This is a genomic window from Spirosoma foliorum (genome assembly GCF_014117325.1).
Taxonomy (GTDB): Bacteria; Bacteroidota; Bacteroidia; order Cytophagales; family Spirosomataceae; genus Spirosoma; species Spirosoma foliorum.
In genome coordinates, this window is record NZ_CP059732.1 from 6,521,373 (window position 1) to 6,540,843 (window position 19,471).

Consider the following 19,471-nt stretch of genomic DNA (forward strand, 5'->3'; position numbering starts at 1 on the left):
CTCCCGTTTGGGAGAAGGACAGGGATGAGGGGAATTATATATTAATGGCCCGTTTATCCGTAGCATCCAGACAGGCTTCTTTGAACGCTTCGGTATAGGTTGGGTGAGCGTGCGACATGCGCGAAACATCCTCGGCCGATGCCCGGAACTCCATCGCAACCACGGCCTCAGCAATCATATCGGCAGCGCGCGCACCAATCATATGAACGCCCAGAATCTCGTCGGTTTCTTTGTGCGCTAACACCTTTACAAGTCCATCGATATCCATACTCGCCCGCGCCCGGCCAAGTGCCTTGAATGGGAAAGAACCGACCTTGTAAGGAATTCCTTCTTGTTTTACTTCCTCTTCTGTGTAGCCTACTGCTGCCACTTCTGGCCAGGTATACACAACACCCGGAATCAGGCGATAATGAACATGGGGCTTTTGGCCCACAATGGTTTCGGCGATGAACGTACCTTCTTCTTCGGCTTTGTGCGCTAGCATAGCACCCCGGATCACGTCGCCCAGCGCATAAATATGAGGAACATTTGTCCGTAGGTGATTATCTACCTCAACTCGGCCCCGATTGTCAACTTTGACGCCAGCGGCTTCGAGGTTCAGTCCATCCGTGTACGGACGACGACCAACCGAAACCAGGCAATAATCGCCGGTAAGCGTGATTTGCTCTCCCTTTGGTGAATCGGCGCTAACGACGACTTCGTTACCTGTATTTTCTACTTTCGTGACTTTGTGGCTGAAATAGAAATCGGCACCGAGTTTTTTGATGGCTTTTTGTAGCTCTTTTCCCATCGTTTTATCCATCGTTGGAATCATCGAATCGGCAAATTCTACAAACGACACTTTCGCACCTAGTCGGGCATAAACAGAACCCAATTCGGCACCAATGACACCAGCACCAATTACGATCAGGTGCTTGGGCACTTCTGTCAGTTTCAATGCTTCGGTCGATGTAATGACCCGCTTTTTATCGATAGGCATCGACGGGAACGACGATGGTTTCGAGCCCGTTGCGATGATGATATTCTTACCGGTGATTGTCTGTTCCGATCCGTCGGCTTTGACAATTTTAATGGTGTGCGGATCAACAAACGAACCAACGCCGTGTATCTCGTCGATTTTATTTTTCTTCATCAGGAAATTTATACCCTTTGTTGTAGCATCAACAACTTCCTGCTTACGCTTAATCATTTGTGCCAGATCAACCTGCAAATCAGCGAGTTTGATACCGTGTTCTGCGAAGGTATGCGACGCGTTATAAAAATGCTCCGACGAGTCGAGCAATGCTTTCGACGGAATGCAACCTACATTAAGGCAAGTGCCCCCCAGCGCTGGGTATTTTTCAATAATGGCCGTTTTTAGACCGAGTTGAGCACAGCGAATGGCACCAGTGTAGCCACCTGGGCCCGAACCAATCATAATAACATCGTATTCCATGAAACAGTTGTTCTTGAGTTTCTGGTTTACGGTTTACAGTTTAGGGTTTATGGTAGGCTGACGCATTAACAATACCTGCGTCAGCCTACCATAAACCCTAAACTGTAAACCGTAAACCTATCTAATACATAGCATTCCGACTGCAAATTTGGTTCAGAATTTGATTACCCAAACCGATTTGTAAAAATTCGTGTTGGTTGTTCCGTAAGGCTCGCTTATCTGGAGCCGTTTTGGTGTGATTTATGCGCTTTGTTTATCCCTCTTTCCTTCTAGTTACGCTGTTAATCAGTGGCTGTGCCGATCCTGCTCAGCAAACGCAACCCAATGTTTATTATGACGTCCTTAGCTTTGTTAAGCAGCAGATTTCTGACCTTTCAGCGCAGAAACCGCTCGTTCGCAAGGCTGTCGCTATTAATGATTCCAAGAGTCAGCAAACCACACGGGATATTAACTGGAGTCATGAACTGGAATTATTTACTCAGGCAGACATCAACAAACCAGCCCTCCAAAGCAGTTACCAGATTTCCCGACCCGATTCGATGACATTCCAGTATACCTTAAAAAATCCGGATGATCGGTTAGCCGTTCGATCGCTCCGTGTAGAGGTCGATTCGGTAACGCATCAGCCACGTCGAATTGAAGCCACCCTTCAAACCAGCAACCCACTCTATTCATCGGAGCGTACTCTTCTGCTCGAAAGTGGTGCTGTTGGCAAAGCGTGGCGCGTTCAACACTATAAAGTGAGTGGTTTCCAAAAGCTTCCGTATTTCGATAAGAATAACTTTTTAGTGGAGGGGCGGGTAGTTGCCAAAAACCTATAAGGTTTCGGAAACTTTATAGGTTTAGTAAAATCAGGCCTTTTCCAGATTCGGTAGCACCGGAAGAATAAAAATAAAGGTCGTTCCTTCAGCAGGACCAGAGTGGATTTCGTAACGTCCCTGAATCAGATCCATACGCGCCTGAATATTATGTAGCCCCATGCCCGTTGCATCGCTCGGGTCCATGCCGCACCCATTGTCTTTCACAATCATATTCAACTCGTTGTTGAATCGCCGAAACAATATCTGAGCTTCCGTTGCTTCGGAGTGTCGAAGAATATTGCTGCACAATTCAATACAAATCGAATACAGATTAAACTCAGCGGTTTTATCAAGGCGAGGCAATTCTGCATTTTCCAGACTGAATTTAATCTTCTGACTGATATTGAGTTTATGAACCAGTCGGATAAGAGCCTCCGACAAGCCCTGCTTTTCTAATTCATCCGGCTGAAGATTGTGTGATAGGTAACGTATTTCGGCAAATGCCTCCTTACTCATGTTCAACAGATTATGATAAATCTGTTGTTCTCGATCGGCCATCTTTGCTGGGTTCAATGCCGATAAACTGGTTTTTATAGCCGCCAGTAATCCACCAAGACTATCGTGTAAATCGGCGGCCATGCGCTTACGTTCAAGGGTTTGTCCGCGCAGAAGCGCTTCCTCAATTTCACGGTTCTTTGCCCGTAACTGATCATTGGCTAGTTTCAACTCAATTGTTCGAGCCAGAACTTTGTCTTCCAAATCATGATTCAGCGCTTCAATTTCCAGCTTCTGCCGATTGATGAGTTTATTTTTCCGGTAATAAACCGCCACAAAACCAAACAGCATAGCCAGCCCACCAACCAACACAATCCGTAAGAGACTGGCCTGCTCAATATCATGACTGAGCTGGTCAATATGAGCTCGTTGTTCCAACCGGGTTTTCTGCGATTCAGCCCGCAGCCGCTCGGTTTCGATCGACTGTTTCAGGTGATTCATCCGGGTTTGGCTCGCTAATTGGTCCCGTTCGGCTTCGGCCCGAAGTCTCTCTAATTCAGCTTGCCGACGCACGTTGATCAGTTGTTGTTGCTGGATAAATCGCTCTTTTTCGGCAGCAATCGTAACCTGATTGATATCGTACTTTTTCTGAACGGCTGATAACTCCTCTACTCGTTTGAGGTTTGTCAGGCTATCCCGCAAGGCGCTATATTCTTCGTACATAGCCAATGCCAGAGCGGGTTGATTAGCCGCACGATACGCCCGATATAACGACTGAGTCGCCATCTGTTGGATACGGGTATAGCCGGCATTTCGCGCTATGGCAACAGCCTTCTCACCAAACTCAATAGCTAGTTTGGGCTGGTTGGTTTGGGTGTAGCATTCTGACAACCTCGCCCAAACAGCAGCCTGACCGGGTCGGTCATTTAGTTGAGTCCAAACGGAAAGCCCCTCTTCGAATACCTTAATGGCCTGCACCGGCTGTTGACGGCTAATGAAGAAATCCCCTAATCGCTCATCGGCATAGGCCACATTAATCTGGGAATGCGTATCTAACGCTATTTGCCGACTCGCTTCATATTGCTGACGTGCCTCTTCATACCGCCCCTGAATCTCGTACACTTCACCAATTTGGCTAATCGCCTGACTGGTCAGTAGCTTCCGGTTTTTGGGCGTTAGAAGTTTATTAAAACTGAGTAGGGTTAGCGAAAGCTGATAGCTGGTCAGAGCATTCGAATATTCTTTCAGGAGCATGTAAATGTCTCCCATATTCATCTGAACCTGCCAGCGTGGCGAACTTTCGCGGGGGAGTTTTACACATAATTCAGAAGCTCGCTGGTTAATCTGGAGTGCATGGGGATAGTCGCCCTTAACGGTTCGGAGATAATACTCCTGAAACATCAAGGCCCGAACAACATAAAGATCGTTGTGATAAATAAGCGCCTGTTCTTCCAGTTGCTTTGCGTACAGAAAACTACTGTCGCGCTGTTGGCCCCTCATTTGCTTAAACACAAGGGCCATAAAACGGATGCCCTCCAGCCTGAGCGTATCATTCATCCGGCTCCGGGGAAGGCGGGCTGCCAGTTGCCGATGTGCCCGCCCGAGCGTTAGCAAACTATCCATATAAGCAGTATCACCCCGCCGGTCGAAGTTAAATTCCGGCAGTTTCGGACATGATTGGGCAAAGCAGGTGGCACACCAGCCAAGCATTGCCATTCCAAGCCAAACTGATCTCATAGAGGTATTACCAACATAATACGAAACACGAAAATACTGATTTAGCGCAGTAAATCAAGGCATTGACAACAGGAGGGCTTATTTTTTATAGCTAGTCTAGCGATAACGTGTACCTAGATAAGTTGAATAAAAGCAGGACAGAGAATTGCATCTGTGATAGCTAAAGCTACCTTTGCAGCCAGTTATTAAAAAAAGTTAATCTCCTGTTAAACGAATTGCTTAGCAATTGAATCTATATTGTGTAATCAAACGTAAATACAATTATTTCCAAGAATAAGCTATTTTTAGCCTGTTATTTAGATTACAGTATTATTTCTTGTTCTAAATAGAAGTTTTAAAGGAAAAAACTACCATTTGGCAGATTTTTTGTACTGTATATTTGGATTTAAACAGAATAATTTAGTATCTTCAAGGCTGGATCGGATAAAGATTAGTAAAAACATAACCTCACATACACTATCGGCACACAACTCTACGTTACCTAATTGTCTTACTGAAAATGGAAAAAGCCCAGGTAAACGACAGTGAGTTGATTTCCCTGTACATCCGTGGTAATGAAAAAGCCTTTGCTAAATTAGTGCAACGGCACAAGTCGAAGATTTACACCACTATTTATCTGATTGTAAAAGATCAATATGTAGCGGAAGATTTAATGCAGGACACGTTTATTAAGGCCGTGGACACGCTTAAGTCGGGTAGATACAACGAGGAGGGAAAATTTCTACCCTGGATTATTCGAATTGCTCACAACTTGGCCATTGACTATTTCCGAAAGGATAAACGCTACCCCAGTGTGGTGTTTGAGGACGGAAGCAGTGTGTTTAATACGCTTGAGTTTGCGGAGGATTCCGTTGAATCGCTCCAGATTCGGCAGGAAACACACGAGCACCTACGTGAGTTGATTCAGCGATTGCCGGAACAGCAGCGTCAGGTACTTATTATGCGGCACTATGAGGAAATGAGTTTCCAAGAGATTGCCGATGCTACCGGCGTCAGTATAAACACGGCTTTGGGACGTATGCGTTATGCGCTGATAAATCTGCGCAAACAACTGAGCAAACGTTCGCCGAGTTATGATAAAAACATTTACCCAAGATGATGTAATCCGGTATGTCTATGAAGAGACCTCGCCAGAGGAAAGTCTCCTCATAGAAGATGCCCTCATGTCAGAGCCAGATCTGATGACGTTCTTCCTCGAAGCCCTGGAACTCAGAGCTTTGATGAATAAAATAGAGCGTCAGCCACGAAAAAATACGGTTCAGACTATTCTGAATTATTCCCAAAATCATCCAGCAAACCCACCTGCTCGTCAACGACATTCGTAACGAACAGGTGGATATTGCTATTCCTGTAGCGCGAGTGGAAACCCGCGTAGTGGAAAGTTATTTTGTAATAAATTTACAAATGAGCTACCCACTACGCGACTTTCCAGTCGCGCTACTCTATGCTATGCAAAAAAAAAGAACGGTTCCGGCGATTCATTGAGTACTTCACCGAACATTATCCCGAACCCCAAACGGAACTGAATTTCAATAATCCTTATGAGTTGCTGGTCGCCGTAATTTTATCAGCGCAGTGTACCGATAAGCGAATCAATCAGATTTCGCCAGCGCTCTTTGCCCGGTTTCCAGAACCAGAATCATTAGCTGCTGCCTCGGCCGATGAGGTGTTCACCTACATTCGTAGTGTTTCATATCCTAATAATAAGGCGAAACACCTGGTTGGCATGGCAAGGACACTTTTAGAGAAATTCGGGGGAGAAATTCCGGCAACCGTTGAGGAATTACAGACATTGCCAGGAGTGGGCCGTAAGACAGCCCATGTGATTTTGTCGGTGGTGTATAATGAGCCGACGATGGCAGTCGACACCCATGTATTTCGTGTATCACACCGAATTGGACTAGCACCACTCACAGCCACTACGCCCTTAGCTGTCGAAAAGGCGCTGATGGCGCATATTCCCAAACAATACGTTCCGAAAGCCCATCACTGGCTTATTCTGCATGGTCGCTACGTATGTCTGGCTCGAGCGCCTAAATGCGATGAGTGTAAGCTGAAGGAGTTTTGTAAATATTATGAGAAGTTAAAACCGGGATTTATTTGATTTAACTGATTGACTATGATTTTAGCCTCCGGCTTTCTTTGAAAGCTAAATCATAAAAAATCACAGTCAATCAGCTAAATCATAAAAATCCTGCGGGGCCGCCCGTGCGGTTCAGACTTAATACTGATCTGTACCTGCAAAGAAGAAATTACTTTCGATCTCAGCATTTTCGTCTGAATCGGAGCCGTGAATTGCGTTGGCTTCGAGTGATTTGGCGTATAATTTCCGGATGGTACCTTCTTCAGCCTGAGCTGGATTGGTAGCCCCGATTAGTTTACGAAAATCAGCAACGGCATTCTCTTTTTCAAGAATCATCGGAACAATAGCGCCCGACGACATATAGGTACAAAGGGAACTATAGAACGGACGTTCGCTGTGAACGGCGTAGAATTGTCCAGCCCGTTCACCGGTCAGTTGTGTTTTCCGAATGGCTACAATTCGGAAACCCGCTTCTTCAATCATCTTAATAATTGCACCTGTATGCCCGGCTTCTACAGCGTCGGGCTTAATCATCGTGAATGTTCTGTTAGTTGCCATTCTAGTTCTTTTTGTCCCAATTTTATACGGCACTAATGTACAGACTTTCCCATGAAATGCTATTAAATTCAGTATTTTGACGCTGTGATGCACCCAGAAAACACAGCTATTCGTAGAGAAATAATACTAAAACCTTCTTGAATCTCTGTGTTTTCTGGGTGCATCTCTACGCCAAAACTTTTTCCGTCCATCCCAATTAGTATTATTCGTACTTTTGGGTTTCGATTACGGCTCCGGCTGTTTATGTATGCAAGATATTGAAGAAATTGGCACGCTTATCAGTCAACCGAAAACCGTGCTGATTACCACTCACCAGAATCCCGATGCCGATGCGATGGGGTCATCGCTGGGGCTGGCGGGCTACCTTCGCAAAAAAGGCCATCGAGTTACCGTTGTGACTCCGACTGACTATCCGCTAAACCTCCATTGGATGTCAGGCAATGACGATGTAATTGCGTTTGAGGAAAAAGTGCGCGTATCGGTCAGTCAGATGATGGAAGAGGCCGATGTTATTTTTTGCCTCGATTTTTCGAGTCTCGACCGTATCCGCGAGCTGGCTCCTATGGTACGACAGTCGCGTGCCCGCAAAGTACTGATCGATCATCACCTAGAACCCGAATCGTTCGCCGATATGGCTCTTTGGGACCCAAGTGCCGCATCGACTACCGAATTGATCTTTCGACTCATTGTAGAGTTAGGCGAAAAAGACCTGATTGATATTCCGATTGCGGAATGTCTGTACGCAGGTTTAATGACCGACACCGGTTCTTTCCGCCACTCGAATACAACAGGAAATGTGCACCGTATGGCGGCTCAGTTACTAGACCTCCATATTGACGTGAGCAGCATTCACCGGCGAATATTCGATAATGTAACGCTCGACAAGTTCCGCTTGCTGGGCTACGTACTTAACGAAAAGTTAAAAGTACTGCCCGAATACAAATTCGCTTATATTACCCTAACTGATGCCGAGTTGAAGCGTTATCGCTCTAAAACCGGCGACACCGAAGGTTTAGTGAATTATGCGCTGGCCGTTGAAGGTGTTGTTATGGCAGCCATCCTGATTGATCGGAACGAAGAAATTCGCATGTCGTTTCGATCGATTGGCAATTTTTCGGTACGTGATTTGGCTAGCACTCATTTTGAGGGAGGAGGTCACAGAAATGCGTCTGGAGGGCGTTCTAAATTATCGCTGGCCGAAACAGAAAAAAAGCTTTTATCAATAGTACCCTTATATCAGCAACAGTTGCTGGAAACCGTTTAAAATACGGTATTCGGTTTATAGTTTACGGTAGTAAGCCGATGAGTCCGAGTGCTAGTACCGTAAACGATAAACCGTAAACACATTATAAGTATAAACCAAGTAATCTCTCATGTCTCTTAAAAATTTCGGGAAAGCCGCCCTACTTGTTGCTGTGGTAGCAGCCTGCGGTAAAAACCGCCAACAGGTGACGGAAAACGGCCTGAAGTACACAATTCACGAACAATCGGAAGGAACACGTAAAGGGAAAGTCGGTGATATTTTGACGCTGCACCTTACGTTGATGAACAACAAAGACTCGGTTCTGCGCGACACCCACAAAGAAGGTGCTCCGTTCCAGATGTTATTGCAAGTGCCACCTTTCAAAGGTTCTTACGAAGAAGGTTTGACAATGCTGAGCAAAGGGGATAGCGCTACGTTCTACGTAAGTGCCGATTCGCTGTTTACACGAGCTATGCAACCACTGCCTCCAGGTGTTCAGAAAGGTACCGACATCGGTATTGCCGTGAAAGTTGTGAATATTCAGACAGAGGAAGAATATAAGAAAACTCAGGCGGCTGATTTCGAGAAACAAAAAGGCATCGATGCCAAAGTAATCGAAAACTATATCGCCAAGAATGGCTTAACGGGTAAAGCGCAGAAAACTGAATCGGGTGTATACTATGTAGTTACGCAGCCCGGTAGCGGCCCAACGCCACAAAAAGGCGAAGTTGTACAGGTGCATTATACAGGTAAACTCCTGGATGGTAAAGTTTTCGATAGCTCGCGCACGAACCCACAGGCGGGTGGCAAACCAGCTCAATTCCAATTAGGCGTTGGCATGGTAATTCCAGGTTGGGAAGAAGGTGTTAGCAAACTCCACAAAGGTGAAAAAGCAACGCTGATCATTCCATCGACACTAGCCTATGGCCCACGCGGCAACCAGGCAATTCCAGCTAACTCGGTATTGCTGTTCGATATTGAGTTGATCGATATTCAGAAAGGTCAGGCAGCTCAACCAGGCATGCCACAACAACCAAGTCGGTAATCGAATCGTAGCTAAGTTTTTATAAAGTCGTTTGCAGTTATTGCTGTAAACGACTTTTTTTGTTTATGATGGAACTCTGTTTTGCCACCAACAATCAACACAAACTTGACGAAGTAGCTGGCCAGCTCGGCAACTCGTTCACCCTCAAAACCCTGCGCGATATTGGCTGCGAGGATGAATTACCCGAAACCACGGGCACAATTCCGGGCAATTCTCGCCAGAAAGCAGATTATGTCTGGACGCATTTTGGCATTTCGTGCTTCGCCGATGATTCGGGTCTGGAAGTAGAAGCCCTTAACGGCGAACCGGGTGTCGATTCGGCTTACTATTCAGGCAGCCGGAATGCACAGAAAAACATTGAAAAATTGCTGGGTAAACTAAACGGAGCCAGCAATCGAAAAGCACAATTCGTTACGGTTTTCACGCTTATTCTACATGGTGTTGAACACCAATTCAATGGGGTTATTGAAGGGCAGATTCTGACCGAACCACGTGGTACGGGCGGCTTTGGCTACGATCCGGTTTTTCTACCGGATGGCCATGATCGGACATTTGCCGAAATGAGTATCGAAGAAAAAAATGGCATGAGCCATCGTTCCCGAGCACTAGCGAAGATGATAGCTTATCTGGAAAAGCAGGCAACATTTTAGGTTTTCTATAAAACAAGCAGTGCGGGCAGGTTTGTGAACCTGCCCGCACTGCTTGTTTTATAGAAAACTATTCTGACCGCGACGAGCCCACCTTGGCAGCCGCCGATTTTTCTTTTTCCTTTTCAAGTACCTTTTTAACAGCTTCCCGTTGATCGTCACGCACGGTCGGGTAGGTAATGCCTAACTGCTCCAGGTAGCTTTTGTACTTGCTCGGATCGTAGTAAAACTTCTCCAGCTTCGGCTTGAACTCCGCCATGATCTTCTTGTTCAAATAAATAGCAGGTTGCTCTTTAGGCGAAATCAGTGGCTCATATTTGATGTCTTTGGTTTGCTCGTCTTTGTAGTAAGCCCACGCATCTTTGATCAACTCAGGCTTTAGTAAAAGATCCAGCAAGGTCATCGCTTCGGCTTTGGCGCCGTAGACTACGCCCTTGTGAGCGATAGGCGTGGCCATCGAAATAGCATTGGCCCAATGGTGTCCGGGCAGCCCAGGAATGTTGCTGGGGTAACGCAGCACGATGGTAGGCAACGACCACGAGATGTCGGCAATATCATCCGAACCACCGCCCATTGGCGTCATAGCCTGACCACCCATCATCACTACCGGAGCCGATGAAGTTGGCATTCCCATCGAATCTAATTTCGTAGCTAGCCCTTCGGTCTTAGGCGCTTGTAGCTCAATTTGCGAAGCTCTAGCCAACAACTGATCCTCTTCTGACCAGGTTGGCAAACCTACCTTCTTGATGTTGTCATAGGCAGCTGCTGCCATCACTTTGTTGGTGTGCACTGGCCAGGCCGATCCCAGAATCTCGTAGGTAAACTTCGTATCGGTCATCATAGCGGCCCCCTCGGCGATCTTCATTCCAGTTTCAAAGAGTTTCTTGATTTTCGGATAAGTCCGCTCGCGGAAATAATACCAGACAGCGGCTTTAGAAGGAACCACATTGGGCTGATCGCCCCCGTCCGAAATAACGTAATGGGAACGCTGGGTCAGTTCAAGGTGTTCGCGACGGAAGTTCCAGCCGATGTTCATCAATTCAACCGCATCCAGGGCGCTTCGTCCGCGCCAGGGGGCACCTGCTGCGTGAGCCGCTTGACCCTCAAAATTAAATCGTACCGATACCAGACCGTTGTTGCCATTATCGCCCCAGGAAACGCCCAGATTGTTGCCCACGTGAGTGAAGATACAAGCGTCAACGTCCTTGAAATAGCCATCTCGAACGTAGAACGCTTTCGTACCGACTAATTCTTCGGCAACCCCCGGCCAAAGCATGAGCGTACCAGGAATTTTTTCCCGCTCCATCAGCTTTTTAACCGCCAGAACGGCTACGATATTCAACGCCTGACCGGAGTTGTGGCCTTCACCATGGCCAGGAGCTCCTTCTACGATTGGATCTTTATACGCCACACCGGGTTTCTGGCTTGCCTTAGGAATACAGTCAATATCGGAACCAACAGCGATCAACGGTTTACCCGATCCCCAAGTAGCAATCCAGGCCGAGGGAATACCCGAAATGCCTTTTTTTACCGTAAAACCTTCTTTTTCCAGCAGTTCTGTCAGGTATTTAAACGACTCTTCTTCCTGGAAGCCAAGCTCGGCAAAGCTGAATAGCTTATCGTTGATTTGCTGAGCCAGCACTTTATTAGCCTCTACTGAAGCCACGGCTTCGGCCTTCAGTTTGTCCAGTTTGCTGTCATTAGATTTAGCCGTTTTTTTTGCCTGTCCGAATAAAAGTGCGGGCGTGAGCAAAAACAGACTCAAAAGCAGTTTGTACTTTTTCATGTCAAGAATGACCATTGTTTTGAAGTGATTGAGTTAGTTATTGGTTAAGCTTTTATTTTCCTTTCATTCCCTTCTCTTTTTCAGCCGCTTTCGCAATGGCTTCCCGCTGATCGTCGCGTAGAGTTGGATACTTGATACCTAATTGCTCCAGATAGGTTTTATACTTGCTGGGGTCATAGTAAAACTTCTCCAGTTTAGGCTTGAACTCGGTCATGATCTTCTTGTTGAGATAAACCGCAGGCTGTTCCTTAGCACTAATGAGTGGTTCGTATTTGATGCCTTTAGTTTGCTCATCGTTGTAGTAAGCCCAGGCATCTTTAATAATTTCAGGTTTTAGTAGCATGTCGAGCAACGTCATGGCCTCAGCTTTAGCACCCGCTACAATACCTTTGTGAGCAATAGGCGTAGCCATCGAAATAGCATCGCTCCAATGGTGACCGGGCAAGCCTGGAATATTGCTAGGGTATCCTAAAACGATCGTTGGCACCGACCACGAAATATCGGCAATGTCGTCCGACCCGCCCGATAACGGCGTCATGGCCTGACCACCCATCATAACCACAGGGGCCGAAGACACAGGTAAACCAACAGAATCGATTTTCATGTCAAGTCCCTTTAGGTTGGGAGATTGCAGTTCCCGCTGAGTGGCCTTTGCCAGTAACTGATCTTCTTCTGACCAAGTTGGTAAGCCCACTTTCTTGATGTTCTCATAAGCAGCCGCTGCAATGGGTCGGTTGGTATGTACGGGCCAGGCTGACCCCAGAATTTCGTAAGTAAACTTCGTATCGGTCATCAAAGCAGCTCCTTCGGCCATTTTCATTCCCGTTTCGAACAACGCCTTTATCTTGGGATAGGTACGTTCGCGGAAGTAGTACCAAACGGCTGCCTTGGAAGGCACGACGTTCGGTTGATCGCCCCCATCCGAAATAACATAATGGGAGCGCTGGGTTAGTTCAAGGTGTTCACGCCGATAATTCCAGCCGATATTCATTAATTCGACGGCATCCAGCGCACTACGTCCCCGCCAGGGAGCACCCGCAGCATGAGCCGCTTGACCCTCAAAATTGAATTTGGCTGAAATCATGCCGGTCGTTCCATTATCACCCCAGGCAACTCCAAGGTTGCTGGCAACGTGGGTAAAGATGCAGGCATCCACATTCTTGAAATAGCCGTCTCGAACATAAAACGCTTTCGTAGCGAGTTGTTCTTCGGCAACCCCCGGCCAGAGCATAAGTGTACCGGGAATTTTCTCCCGCTCCATCAGCTTTTTTACGGCCAGAACGGCTACGATATTCAACGCCTGCCCTGAGTTGTGGCCTTCGCCGTGCCCAGGAGCCCCTTCCACAATCGGGTCTTTGTACGCCACACCGGGTTTCTGGCTAGCTTTTGGAATACAGTCGATATCCGAACCGACGGCGATTAATGGCTTACCTGACCCCCAGGTAGCGATCCAGGCTGTAGGAATACCCGCTACCCCTTTCTGAATGGTAAAGCCTTCTTTTTCGAGAATTGTCGTTAAATACTTGAACGTCTCTTCTTCCTGAAAACCGAGTTCCGAAAAGCTGAAGAGCATATCATTGATTTGCTGAGCCTGAACTTTACTAGCCTCCACAGATGCGACAGCTTCGGCTTTTAATCGTTCAATTCGGTCGGTTGATGCAACAGACTTTGTCGCCTTTTTGCTTTGCCCAAACAAGAGCACAGGCATCAATAGCACTACAAATAAAAGATTCGTACAGTTTTTCATAAGTATTGCCAAATTTTATGTTGCATTATCAAATAAAATCCCTTAAAAATAATGAAAACATACCTTTAATAGCAATATAAATTTGATACTCTACGCTATATTCATCTATTTATATAATCCCAGATTGGGATAGGCTCAGTACATCTGTTTTCGCGTTTCTCAACACGTTACCGCGGTCAAATTGATACTACCAAGCTAACCCCTAATTCACTACTTTTGCACCGCACAGGCCGCCCTGTCAGATTTATGTATCGTTTTCAATCGTTTATAACCAAGTCAAATGGAAAAAATTAAGGTAGCAAATCCGGTTGTCGAACTGGATGGCGACGAAATGACCCGTATCATTTGGAAATTCATTAAAGATAAGCTGATTCTGCCCTACGTTGACGTTGACATTAAGTACTACGATCTAGGTATCGAGTACCGCGATGAAACCAACGACCAGGTAACGATTGATGCGGCCAATGCCATTAAAGAATTCGGTGTGGGTATCAAATGTGCTACTATCACACCTGATGAAGACCGGGTTAAAGAATTCAATCTGAAGCAGATGTGGAAGTCGCCAAACGGCACGATCCGCAATATTCTGGACGGTACTGTATTTCGCGAACCAATCGTGATGAGCAACGTACCACGTCTGGTTACCAACTGGAAATACCCAATCATCGTTGGTCGGCACGCGTTTGGCGACCAGTACCGCGCTACCGATTTCCTGGTACCAGGCAAAGGTAAACTGACGATGAAGTTTGAAGGCGAAGACGGAACTGTACTAGAATACGACGTTTTCAAATTCCCAGGTGCTGGTGTAGCGATGGGTATGTACAACCTTGATGAGTCGATTCGTGGCTTTGCTCAGGCTTGTTTTAACATGGCTCTGCAAAAAGGCTGGCCGTTGTACCTCTCTACCAAAAACACGATCCTGAAAAAATACGACGGCCGTTTCAAAGATATTTTCCAGGAAATCTACGACGCCGAATTCAAGGCAAAAGGCGTTCATTACGAACACCGCCTGATCGATGACATGGTTGCTTCTGCCCTGAAATGGGAAGGTAATTTTGTGTGGGCTTGTAAAAACTATGATGGCGACGTTCAGTCGGATACCGTAGCTCAAGGCTTTGGATCATTGGGTCTGATGACATCGGTACTGGTTACGCCTGATGGCGAAACGATGGAAGCTGAAGCAGCTCACGGTACGGTTACACGTCACTACCGTGAATACCAAAAAGGCAACAAAACGTCTACCAACCCAATTGCTTCGATCTACGCCTGGACCCGTGGTCTGGCTTTCCGTGGCAAACTGGACGGTAACGAGGAATTGATCAATTTCGCCAATGCACTCGAAGCGGTTTGCGTTGAAACCGTTGAAAGTGGCAAAATGACGAAAGATCTAGCCCTTTCGGCCTACCCTGCTGGTACGAAACTGGTAGCAGGTGAGCATTACCTCAACACCGAAGATTTCCTCGAAGCGCTGGATGAAAATCTGAAAGCTAAATTATCCTAAACCGGGATTTAGCTGATTAAACTGATTTCTATGATTTTGTAAATCGACCATGTTACAATCAAAATCAGCTTAATTAGTTCAATCATAAAAATCCTGGTTCAGACAAAGTGCCACTCATATAGTAGGGTGGCACTTTTATTTTCTTTGCATCCAAACCCCGTTCTTATGAAACATATTCTTACCCTCGTAGCGTTGATTCTATTATCGGTTACGACCTACGCGCACACACTTAACAGCGATCCGCCTGTAAAAACAATGAAAACAAATTCGGTTCAACACATTGTGCTATTTAAGTTTAAGCCAGAAACAACGGCTGCCAAAGTGAAAGAGATTGTGGCTGCCTTCGAAGCCTTACCTTCGAAAATTAGCCAGATTAAAGGGTTTCAGTGGGGAACAAACAACAGCCCTGAAACCCATGCACATGGGCTGACACACGCCTTTATCTTAACCTTCGATTCAGTAAAAGATCGGGACGATTATTTGCCTCACCCTGCTCATAAAGCATTTGGTGGCATTGTTGGCCCCTGGATTGATGAGTTGACGGTTGTCGATTTCACGAACCAGGCAAAATAAGAATAAACCCAGGCTGTAAGCAAAAACGGTAGGTAGGACGTATGCCATATCTTGGAGATATGGCATACGTCCTACCTACCGTTTTTGCGTCAAATTTTCTGTATAGGAGGTTGGTTGGTAACAGTTAAGTTGAACACGTCATTACGCGAGTAATGCCCTACACAATCGAAATCTAGTTTACTCTTTGCCAGTACCGAAAAATCAAGATCAGCAATGAGCAAGCCTTCCTGATTCCAGAGGGGACCGGCCAGGATTTCGCCCATAGGCGAGATAATGACACTTCCACCCGCACTCATAATGTCCGGCTCATCAACTAAATCGGCCTGGTAGCGATCAGGATAATCCGTTTTTTTGACGAACTGGTTGCTGGCCAATACAAAACAGCGTCCCTCTAGCGCAATGTGCTGCATGGTCGATTGCCAGGAATCGCGGGCATCGGCCGTAGGTGCTAAGTAGATTTCGATTCCCTGTTGATAAAGGGCCGTGCGGGCCAGGGGCATGTAGTTCTCCCAACAGATAAGTCCGCCTATTTTCCCAACTTCGGTATCAAAACTAATCAAGGTGCTACCATCGCTTTCACCCCAAATATAGCGCTCCAGACCAGTGGGCTTCAGTTTCCGATGTTTTCCCAGGAAACGGCCATCCTTTCCAAAGTAAAGTATCGCGCAATGGAGTGTTCCCCCAACGGGTTCTTTTTCGGTTACTCCCAGCGCGACAAACAAGTTTGCCTTTTTTATAGCTTCCTGTATTCGAATCGTTTGTGCTGACTCTACTTCTAAACTATTGGCCCAGTAATCCAGCCACATATTACGGCCTTTATCTGTTCGTCGGCCAACGATGGCATCGAATGTTAGTCCACGCGGATAACAAGGAATAAACGATTCCGGAAATAAGACCAATTGGCAACCTTCCTGAGCCGCTTTTTCAATCCAGTTGATCACCAGATCAACACTCTTATCTAATTCAAAGAGAGCTGGCGTAGCCTGCACCACACCCACCCGTATATTTTTTAAAGTCATTCGTTCCTGTGTTTTCCTAATAGGTTAACACCTCCGCAACATTCATTGTAAAGCCAATCAATACATCTTCACCGGAAAGTGTTTCAGTAAAGGGTTTTATTAATGGGTCCTGGCCAGGGCGATAAATCGTTGTTGTTTTTACTTGCGGATCAACTAGCCAGCCCAACCGAACACCGTTCTGAAGCCACTTTTGCATCTTCGCCTGTAATTCGCTCAAATTGTCAGACTCCGATCTAACCTCAATAACAAAGTCTGGGCAGACGTGAGCGAATTTCTTAAGCTCTTCCGGCAAAACACCCATAAGCCTCTCTTTACTCACCCAACCCACATCAGGTGCTCGCATGGATTTATCAGGAAGGGTGTAACCACCATTTGATTCAGAGGTGCGGCCTGCCTTTGTTTGGCGGTTCCAGTTGCGAACTTCGCCAAAAAGTTCGCCGTTTGTAAAACTACTTTCTAGTCCGGTGGGCGGCATAATAATAATGTGTCCCGTTTCGTCTCGTTCGATACGGAGTTCGGGGTTAGCCAAACAGAACGCGTACAGTTCGTCGTCCGAAAACACATTCAGATTCGGCGGTATGGTCAGCGTGATAGACTGCATGGGTGATAGGCGTTTTTATCAAAGATACAAAAAAGGGGAGAATGGGGAGACAGGCCTTTATACCCTAAATACCATATTCCGACCCTAACGGTACATCTGTTCAGTGAATGCGATAAGAAAAGCCACAAAAGCACAAAGTAAACCGTTTCAACGGCTTATTCTGTGCTTTTGTGGCTCTACGTTTTTACTAAATAAGCTTACTTTACTGTTTCAGCAGGAACACTACCAGGTAGCAATCCTTTCCGCTTCAGCAGGGCGTCTGTAAACCGCAGATCATTCTCGCTGGTAAATATGTTAAATGGCAGATATAGAAACTGCGCTTTCGATAAACCTTTTGTAACCGTTTTAGCCAGCCAGTTCGCCTTTACATTAGCCATCGCTTCGGCATTATCTAGAAAAAGAATATACGCTTCTTTGTCTTTTACAACGCTTTCAATCTGACTCCATTTTAAAATGCCGCCTTCTTTGGCATTGATCCGCATCAGGATCTGGCGGCTGTCAATTTCATAAACATACTTCTGAAATAGCGCCTTGCTTTGCTCCATCTGAGCAATACCCGTAATCTGAACAGCCCAGAACAGGACGTACAAAATCGTCAGCAAAACAACCACGATGTAAATCCAATAATTAGGGTAGACTTTCGTCAGGCTCAGAACAACATTCAGCAGAATCAGCGCCAGGGGTATAAATCCCCATTTCCAGTTCTCTTTCACCCATTGGCGTAGGGCGATATTGATGTACGTTTTTTGGTCTAATGCGTACTTTTTAGTCTTAACAATCATAGTACCTCTACATGAAAGCGCAAAGATACGGGGGATTTACGATGTATGATGTATGGTTTCGGATATATGATGTAGGATATATGGCAAAGCTCCATATATCCTACATCATATATCATACATACCAAGCTCATTCTTTTCTAAAGTGCAGGGCATTAATGGCATAGCCATGATCGGAGGTTTGGCGCATGAGAACGTAAACCGAAAATGTCTGGTCGCCTGTTTCGTAGTTTCCGGTACTGTAGCGTAATCGGTCGGATGAACCCCGGTATACAAACCGGAATTTGTGCGGAGGATATTTTCGAAAGAACGAACGTAAAATTAATTCGGCATGCGTTGCCTGAACCGCCGGAAATTCAACTTTTTCGGTGTCAATAACCAACTCAATCGTTTTGGCAAAACGAGCGGATAACTGGCTGGCATCCCCATTACGTAACGATACACCCACGGTCTGTGTAATATCGGCCTCTGTAGGCGATTTGCCTGGAAGTATCCAGACAAAAAGACCAAAAATAAAACTAATAATCGTGTGCATGACTGGTTAAAAAGAGACTATTTGGTACGACTAATGGCTAAAATTGTGCCAACTAACCAACTCCACTAGTTATTTCGCGGACTAGCATCTTTTTTACCATCTTTGCAACTCTAATTCGCTTTTCAGATTTGTGCATGAATACCGCCCAGCCCACGCTTATCCTCAATAGAGAGCAGATCCATCAGAAAATCAGACGGATAGCCTTTCAGATTTACGAGAATAACTTTGAAGAAACCGCCCTCTTATTGGCAGGTATTTCGGGGGAAGGATACATACTTGCCGAAGCATTGGCACGTGAATTGCAAACAATAGCGCCTTTTTCTGTCGAGTTAATTAAGCTCCGTTTAGACAAATCGCGGCTGGCCCAACCTGCCGTTAGTTACGACCCCTCCGCCACGGATCTTACCGACAAAACGGTCATCGTTATTGACGATGTACTCTATACGGGCCGGACACTGGCCTTCAGTCTACAACCTTTTCTGACCGTTCCCATCCGGAAACTACAAGTGGCCGTTTTAATTGATCGCAACCACCCCCGCTATCCAGTGGCTGCCGACTATAAAGGCTATGAATTAAGCACAACCCTAAGCGAACACGTTGATGTTGTGTTAAGCGACGAAGAACGGGCGGGGGTGTATTTACGATAAGTCAATAGTCATAGCCGCCAATGTCATTAACTGACGGCTATGACTATCGATTATTTTTATGCTTTTGTACCGCGAATCAGGCTGATACCAGCAAAGAAGAAAACTCCGCCTAGAATAAGGTAAACAAACGAAGCTTGTGCCACTCCTCCTTTTGTAAAATCCATACCACCGTAAATCAGACCACCCAGGCCGATCAGTGTTAGAATGATGCCGAATATGCTTTTGACGTTCATACGTTGA

Annotated in this window: 20 protein-coding genes; 10 read left to right on the forward strand and 10 right to left on the reverse strand. The window is 46.1% G+C overall.

Annotated features, from left to right (window positions below):
- Positions 1-34: 34 nt before the first annotated feature.
- Positions 35-1,435: a dihydrolipoyl dehydrogenase gene (gene lpdA, locus H3H32_RS27430; RefSeq protein WP_182458936.1), complete on the reverse strand. Its 1,401-nt coding sequence runs from the start codon at positions 1,433-1,435 to the stop codon at positions 35-37.
- Positions 1,436-1,677: 242 nt separating this feature from the next.
- Between lpdA and H3H32_RS27435 the strand changes: the two genes are divergently transcribed.
- Positions 1,678-2,256, forward strand: coding sequence for a hypothetical protein (locus H3H32_RS27435; protein WP_182458937.1), 579 nt, complete (start codon positions 1,678-1,680; stop codon positions 2,254-2,256).
- 30 nt (positions 2,257-2,286) lie between these two features.
- Here H3H32_RS27435 and H3H32_RS27440 read toward each other — a convergent pair whose 3' ends face one another.
- Complete coding sequence (locus H3H32_RS27440; RefSeq protein WP_182458938.1) at positions 2,287-4,467, reverse strand: ATP-binding protein; 2,181 nt, start codon at positions 4,465-4,467, stop codon at positions 2,287-2,289.
- 499 nt (positions 4,468-4,966) lie between these two features.
- Here H3H32_RS27440 and H3H32_RS27445 point away from each other — a divergent pair, with 499 nt between their 5' ends.
- The 3 genes from H3H32_RS27445 (at position 4,967) to nth (ending at position 6,571) form a co-directional block, all read left to right on the forward strand.
- Positions 4,967-5,566, forward strand: a complete 600-nt coding sequence (locus tag H3H32_RS27445) for an RNA polymerase sigma factor (protein ID WP_018617705.1) — start codon at positions 4,967-4,969, stop codon at positions 5,564-5,566.
- Complete coding sequence (locus H3H32_RS27450) at positions 5,541-5,792, forward strand: hypothetical protein (protein ID WP_182458939.1); 252 nt, start codon at positions 5,541-5,543, stop codon at positions 5,790-5,792. The genes H3H32_RS27445 and H3H32_RS27450 overlap by 26 nt, the downstream gene beginning before the upstream one ends.
- Positions 5,793-5,911: 119 nt before the next feature.
- Entirely contained in the window at positions 5,912-6,571 is a 660-nt protein-coding gene (gene nth / locus H3H32_RS27455; RefSeq protein ID WP_182458940.1) for an endonuclease III, read from the forward strand.
- Between the two features lie 117 nt (positions 6,572-6,688).
- Here nth and H3H32_RS27460 read toward each other — a convergent pair whose 3' ends face one another.
- Positions 6,689-7,108 (reverse strand): nucleoside-diphosphate kinase, encoded by a 420-nt coding sequence (locus tag H3H32_RS27460; RefSeq protein WP_182458941.1) that lies wholly within the window; start codon positions 7,106-7,108, stop codon positions 6,689-6,691.
- Between the two features lie 247 nt (positions 7,109-7,355).
- Between H3H32_RS27460 and H3H32_RS27465 the strand changes: the two genes are divergently transcribed.
- The 3 genes from H3H32_RS27465 (at position 7,356) to rdgB (ending at position 10,046) form a co-directional block, all read left to right on the forward strand.
- Positions 7,356-8,372, forward strand: coding sequence for a DHH family phosphoesterase (locus H3H32_RS27465; RefSeq protein ID WP_182458942.1), 1,017 nt, complete (start codon positions 7,356-7,358; stop codon positions 8,370-8,372).
- Between the two features lie 109 nt (positions 8,373-8,481).
- Positions 8,482-9,396 (forward strand): FKBP-type peptidyl-prolyl cis-trans isomerase, encoded by a 915-nt coding sequence (locus H3H32_RS27470; protein WP_182458943.1) that lies wholly within the window; start codon positions 8,482-8,484, stop codon positions 9,394-9,396.
- A gap of 68 nt (positions 9,397-9,464) precedes the next feature.
- The gene (gene rdgB / locus H3H32_RS27475; RefSeq protein ID WP_182464494.1) at positions 9,465-10,046 is read left to right on the forward strand and encodes an RdgB/HAM1 family non-canonical purine NTP pyrophosphatase; all 582 of its coding nucleotides are present in this window, start codon (positions 9,465-9,467) and stop codon (positions 10,044-10,046) included.
- Between the two features lie 67 nt (positions 10,047-10,113).
- Here the strand turns inward: rdgB and H3H32_RS27480 are convergent, their stop codons facing one another.
- Positions 10,114-11,829, reverse strand: a complete 1,716-nt coding sequence (locus tag H3H32_RS27480) for an amidohydrolase (RefSeq protein ID WP_182464495.1) — start codon at positions 11,827-11,829, stop codon at positions 10,114-10,116.
- 52 nt (positions 11,830-11,881) lie between these two features.
- On the reverse strand, positions 11,882-13,576 hold the full coding sequence (locus H3H32_RS27485) for a peptidase dimerization domain-containing protein (protein WP_182458944.1): 1,695 nt from the start codon (positions 13,574-13,576) through the stop codon (positions 11,882-11,884).
- 280 nt (positions 13,577-13,856) lie between these two features.
- On the opposite strand from H3H32_RS27485, the gene H3H32_RS27490 reads away from it, so the two are divergent.
- Both H3H32_RS27490 and H3H32_RS27495 read left to right on the forward strand, forming a co-directional pair.
- Positions 13,857-15,077 (forward strand): NADP-dependent isocitrate dehydrogenase, encoded by a 1,221-nt coding sequence (locus H3H32_RS27490; RefSeq protein ID WP_182458945.1) that lies wholly within the window; start codon positions 13,857-13,859, stop codon positions 15,075-15,077.
- A 165-nt stretch (positions 15,078-15,242) separates the two neighbouring features.
- Positions 15,243-15,650: a Dabb family protein gene (locus tag H3H32_RS27495; RefSeq protein WP_182458946.1), complete on the forward strand. Its 408-nt coding sequence runs from the start codon at positions 15,243-15,245 to the stop codon at positions 15,648-15,650.
- Positions 15,651-15,739: 89 nt separating this feature from the next.
- Here H3H32_RS27495 and H3H32_RS27500 read toward each other — a convergent pair whose 3' ends face one another.
- The 4 genes from H3H32_RS27500 to H3H32_RS27515 all read right to left on the reverse strand — a co-directional run bounded on the left by H3H32_RS27500 (position 15,740) and on the right by H3H32_RS27515 (position 18,584).
- Complete coding sequence (locus H3H32_RS27500; RefSeq protein ID WP_182458947.1) at positions 15,740-16,669, reverse strand: carbon-nitrogen hydrolase family protein; 930 nt, start codon at positions 16,667-16,669, stop codon at positions 15,740-15,742.
- 16 nt (positions 16,670-16,685) lie between these two features.
- A complete protein-coding gene (locus H3H32_RS27505) occupies positions 16,686-17,270 on the reverse strand; it encodes a Uma2 family endonuclease (protein WP_182458948.1) in 585 nt (194 codons plus the stop codon).
- A gap of 197 nt (positions 17,271-17,467) precedes the next feature.
- Positions 17,468-18,052, reverse strand: coding sequence for a YcxB family protein (locus H3H32_RS27510; protein WP_182458949.1), 585 nt, complete (start codon positions 18,050-18,052; stop codon positions 17,468-17,470).
- Positions 18,053-18,179: 127 nt separating this feature from the next.
- Complete coding sequence (locus tag H3H32_RS27515) at positions 18,180-18,584, reverse strand: DUF4783 domain-containing protein (protein WP_182458950.1); 405 nt, start codon at positions 18,582-18,584, stop codon at positions 18,180-18,182.
- A gap of 134 nt (positions 18,585-18,718) precedes the next feature.
- Here H3H32_RS27515 and H3H32_RS27520 point away from each other — a divergent pair, with 134 nt between their 5' ends.
- Positions 18,719-19,231, forward strand: coding sequence for a phosphoribosyltransferase family protein (locus H3H32_RS27520; RefSeq protein ID WP_182458951.1), 513 nt, complete (start codon positions 18,719-18,721; stop codon positions 19,229-19,231).
- Positions 19,232-19,287: 56 nt separating this feature from the next.
- Here the strand turns inward: H3H32_RS27520 and H3H32_RS27525 are convergent, their stop codons facing one another.
- A complete protein-coding gene (locus tag H3H32_RS27525; protein ID WP_182458952.1) occupies positions 19,288-19,464 on the reverse strand; it encodes a hypothetical protein in 177 nt (58 codons plus the stop codon).
- Between the last annotated feature and the right edge of the window lie 7 nt (positions 19,465-19,471).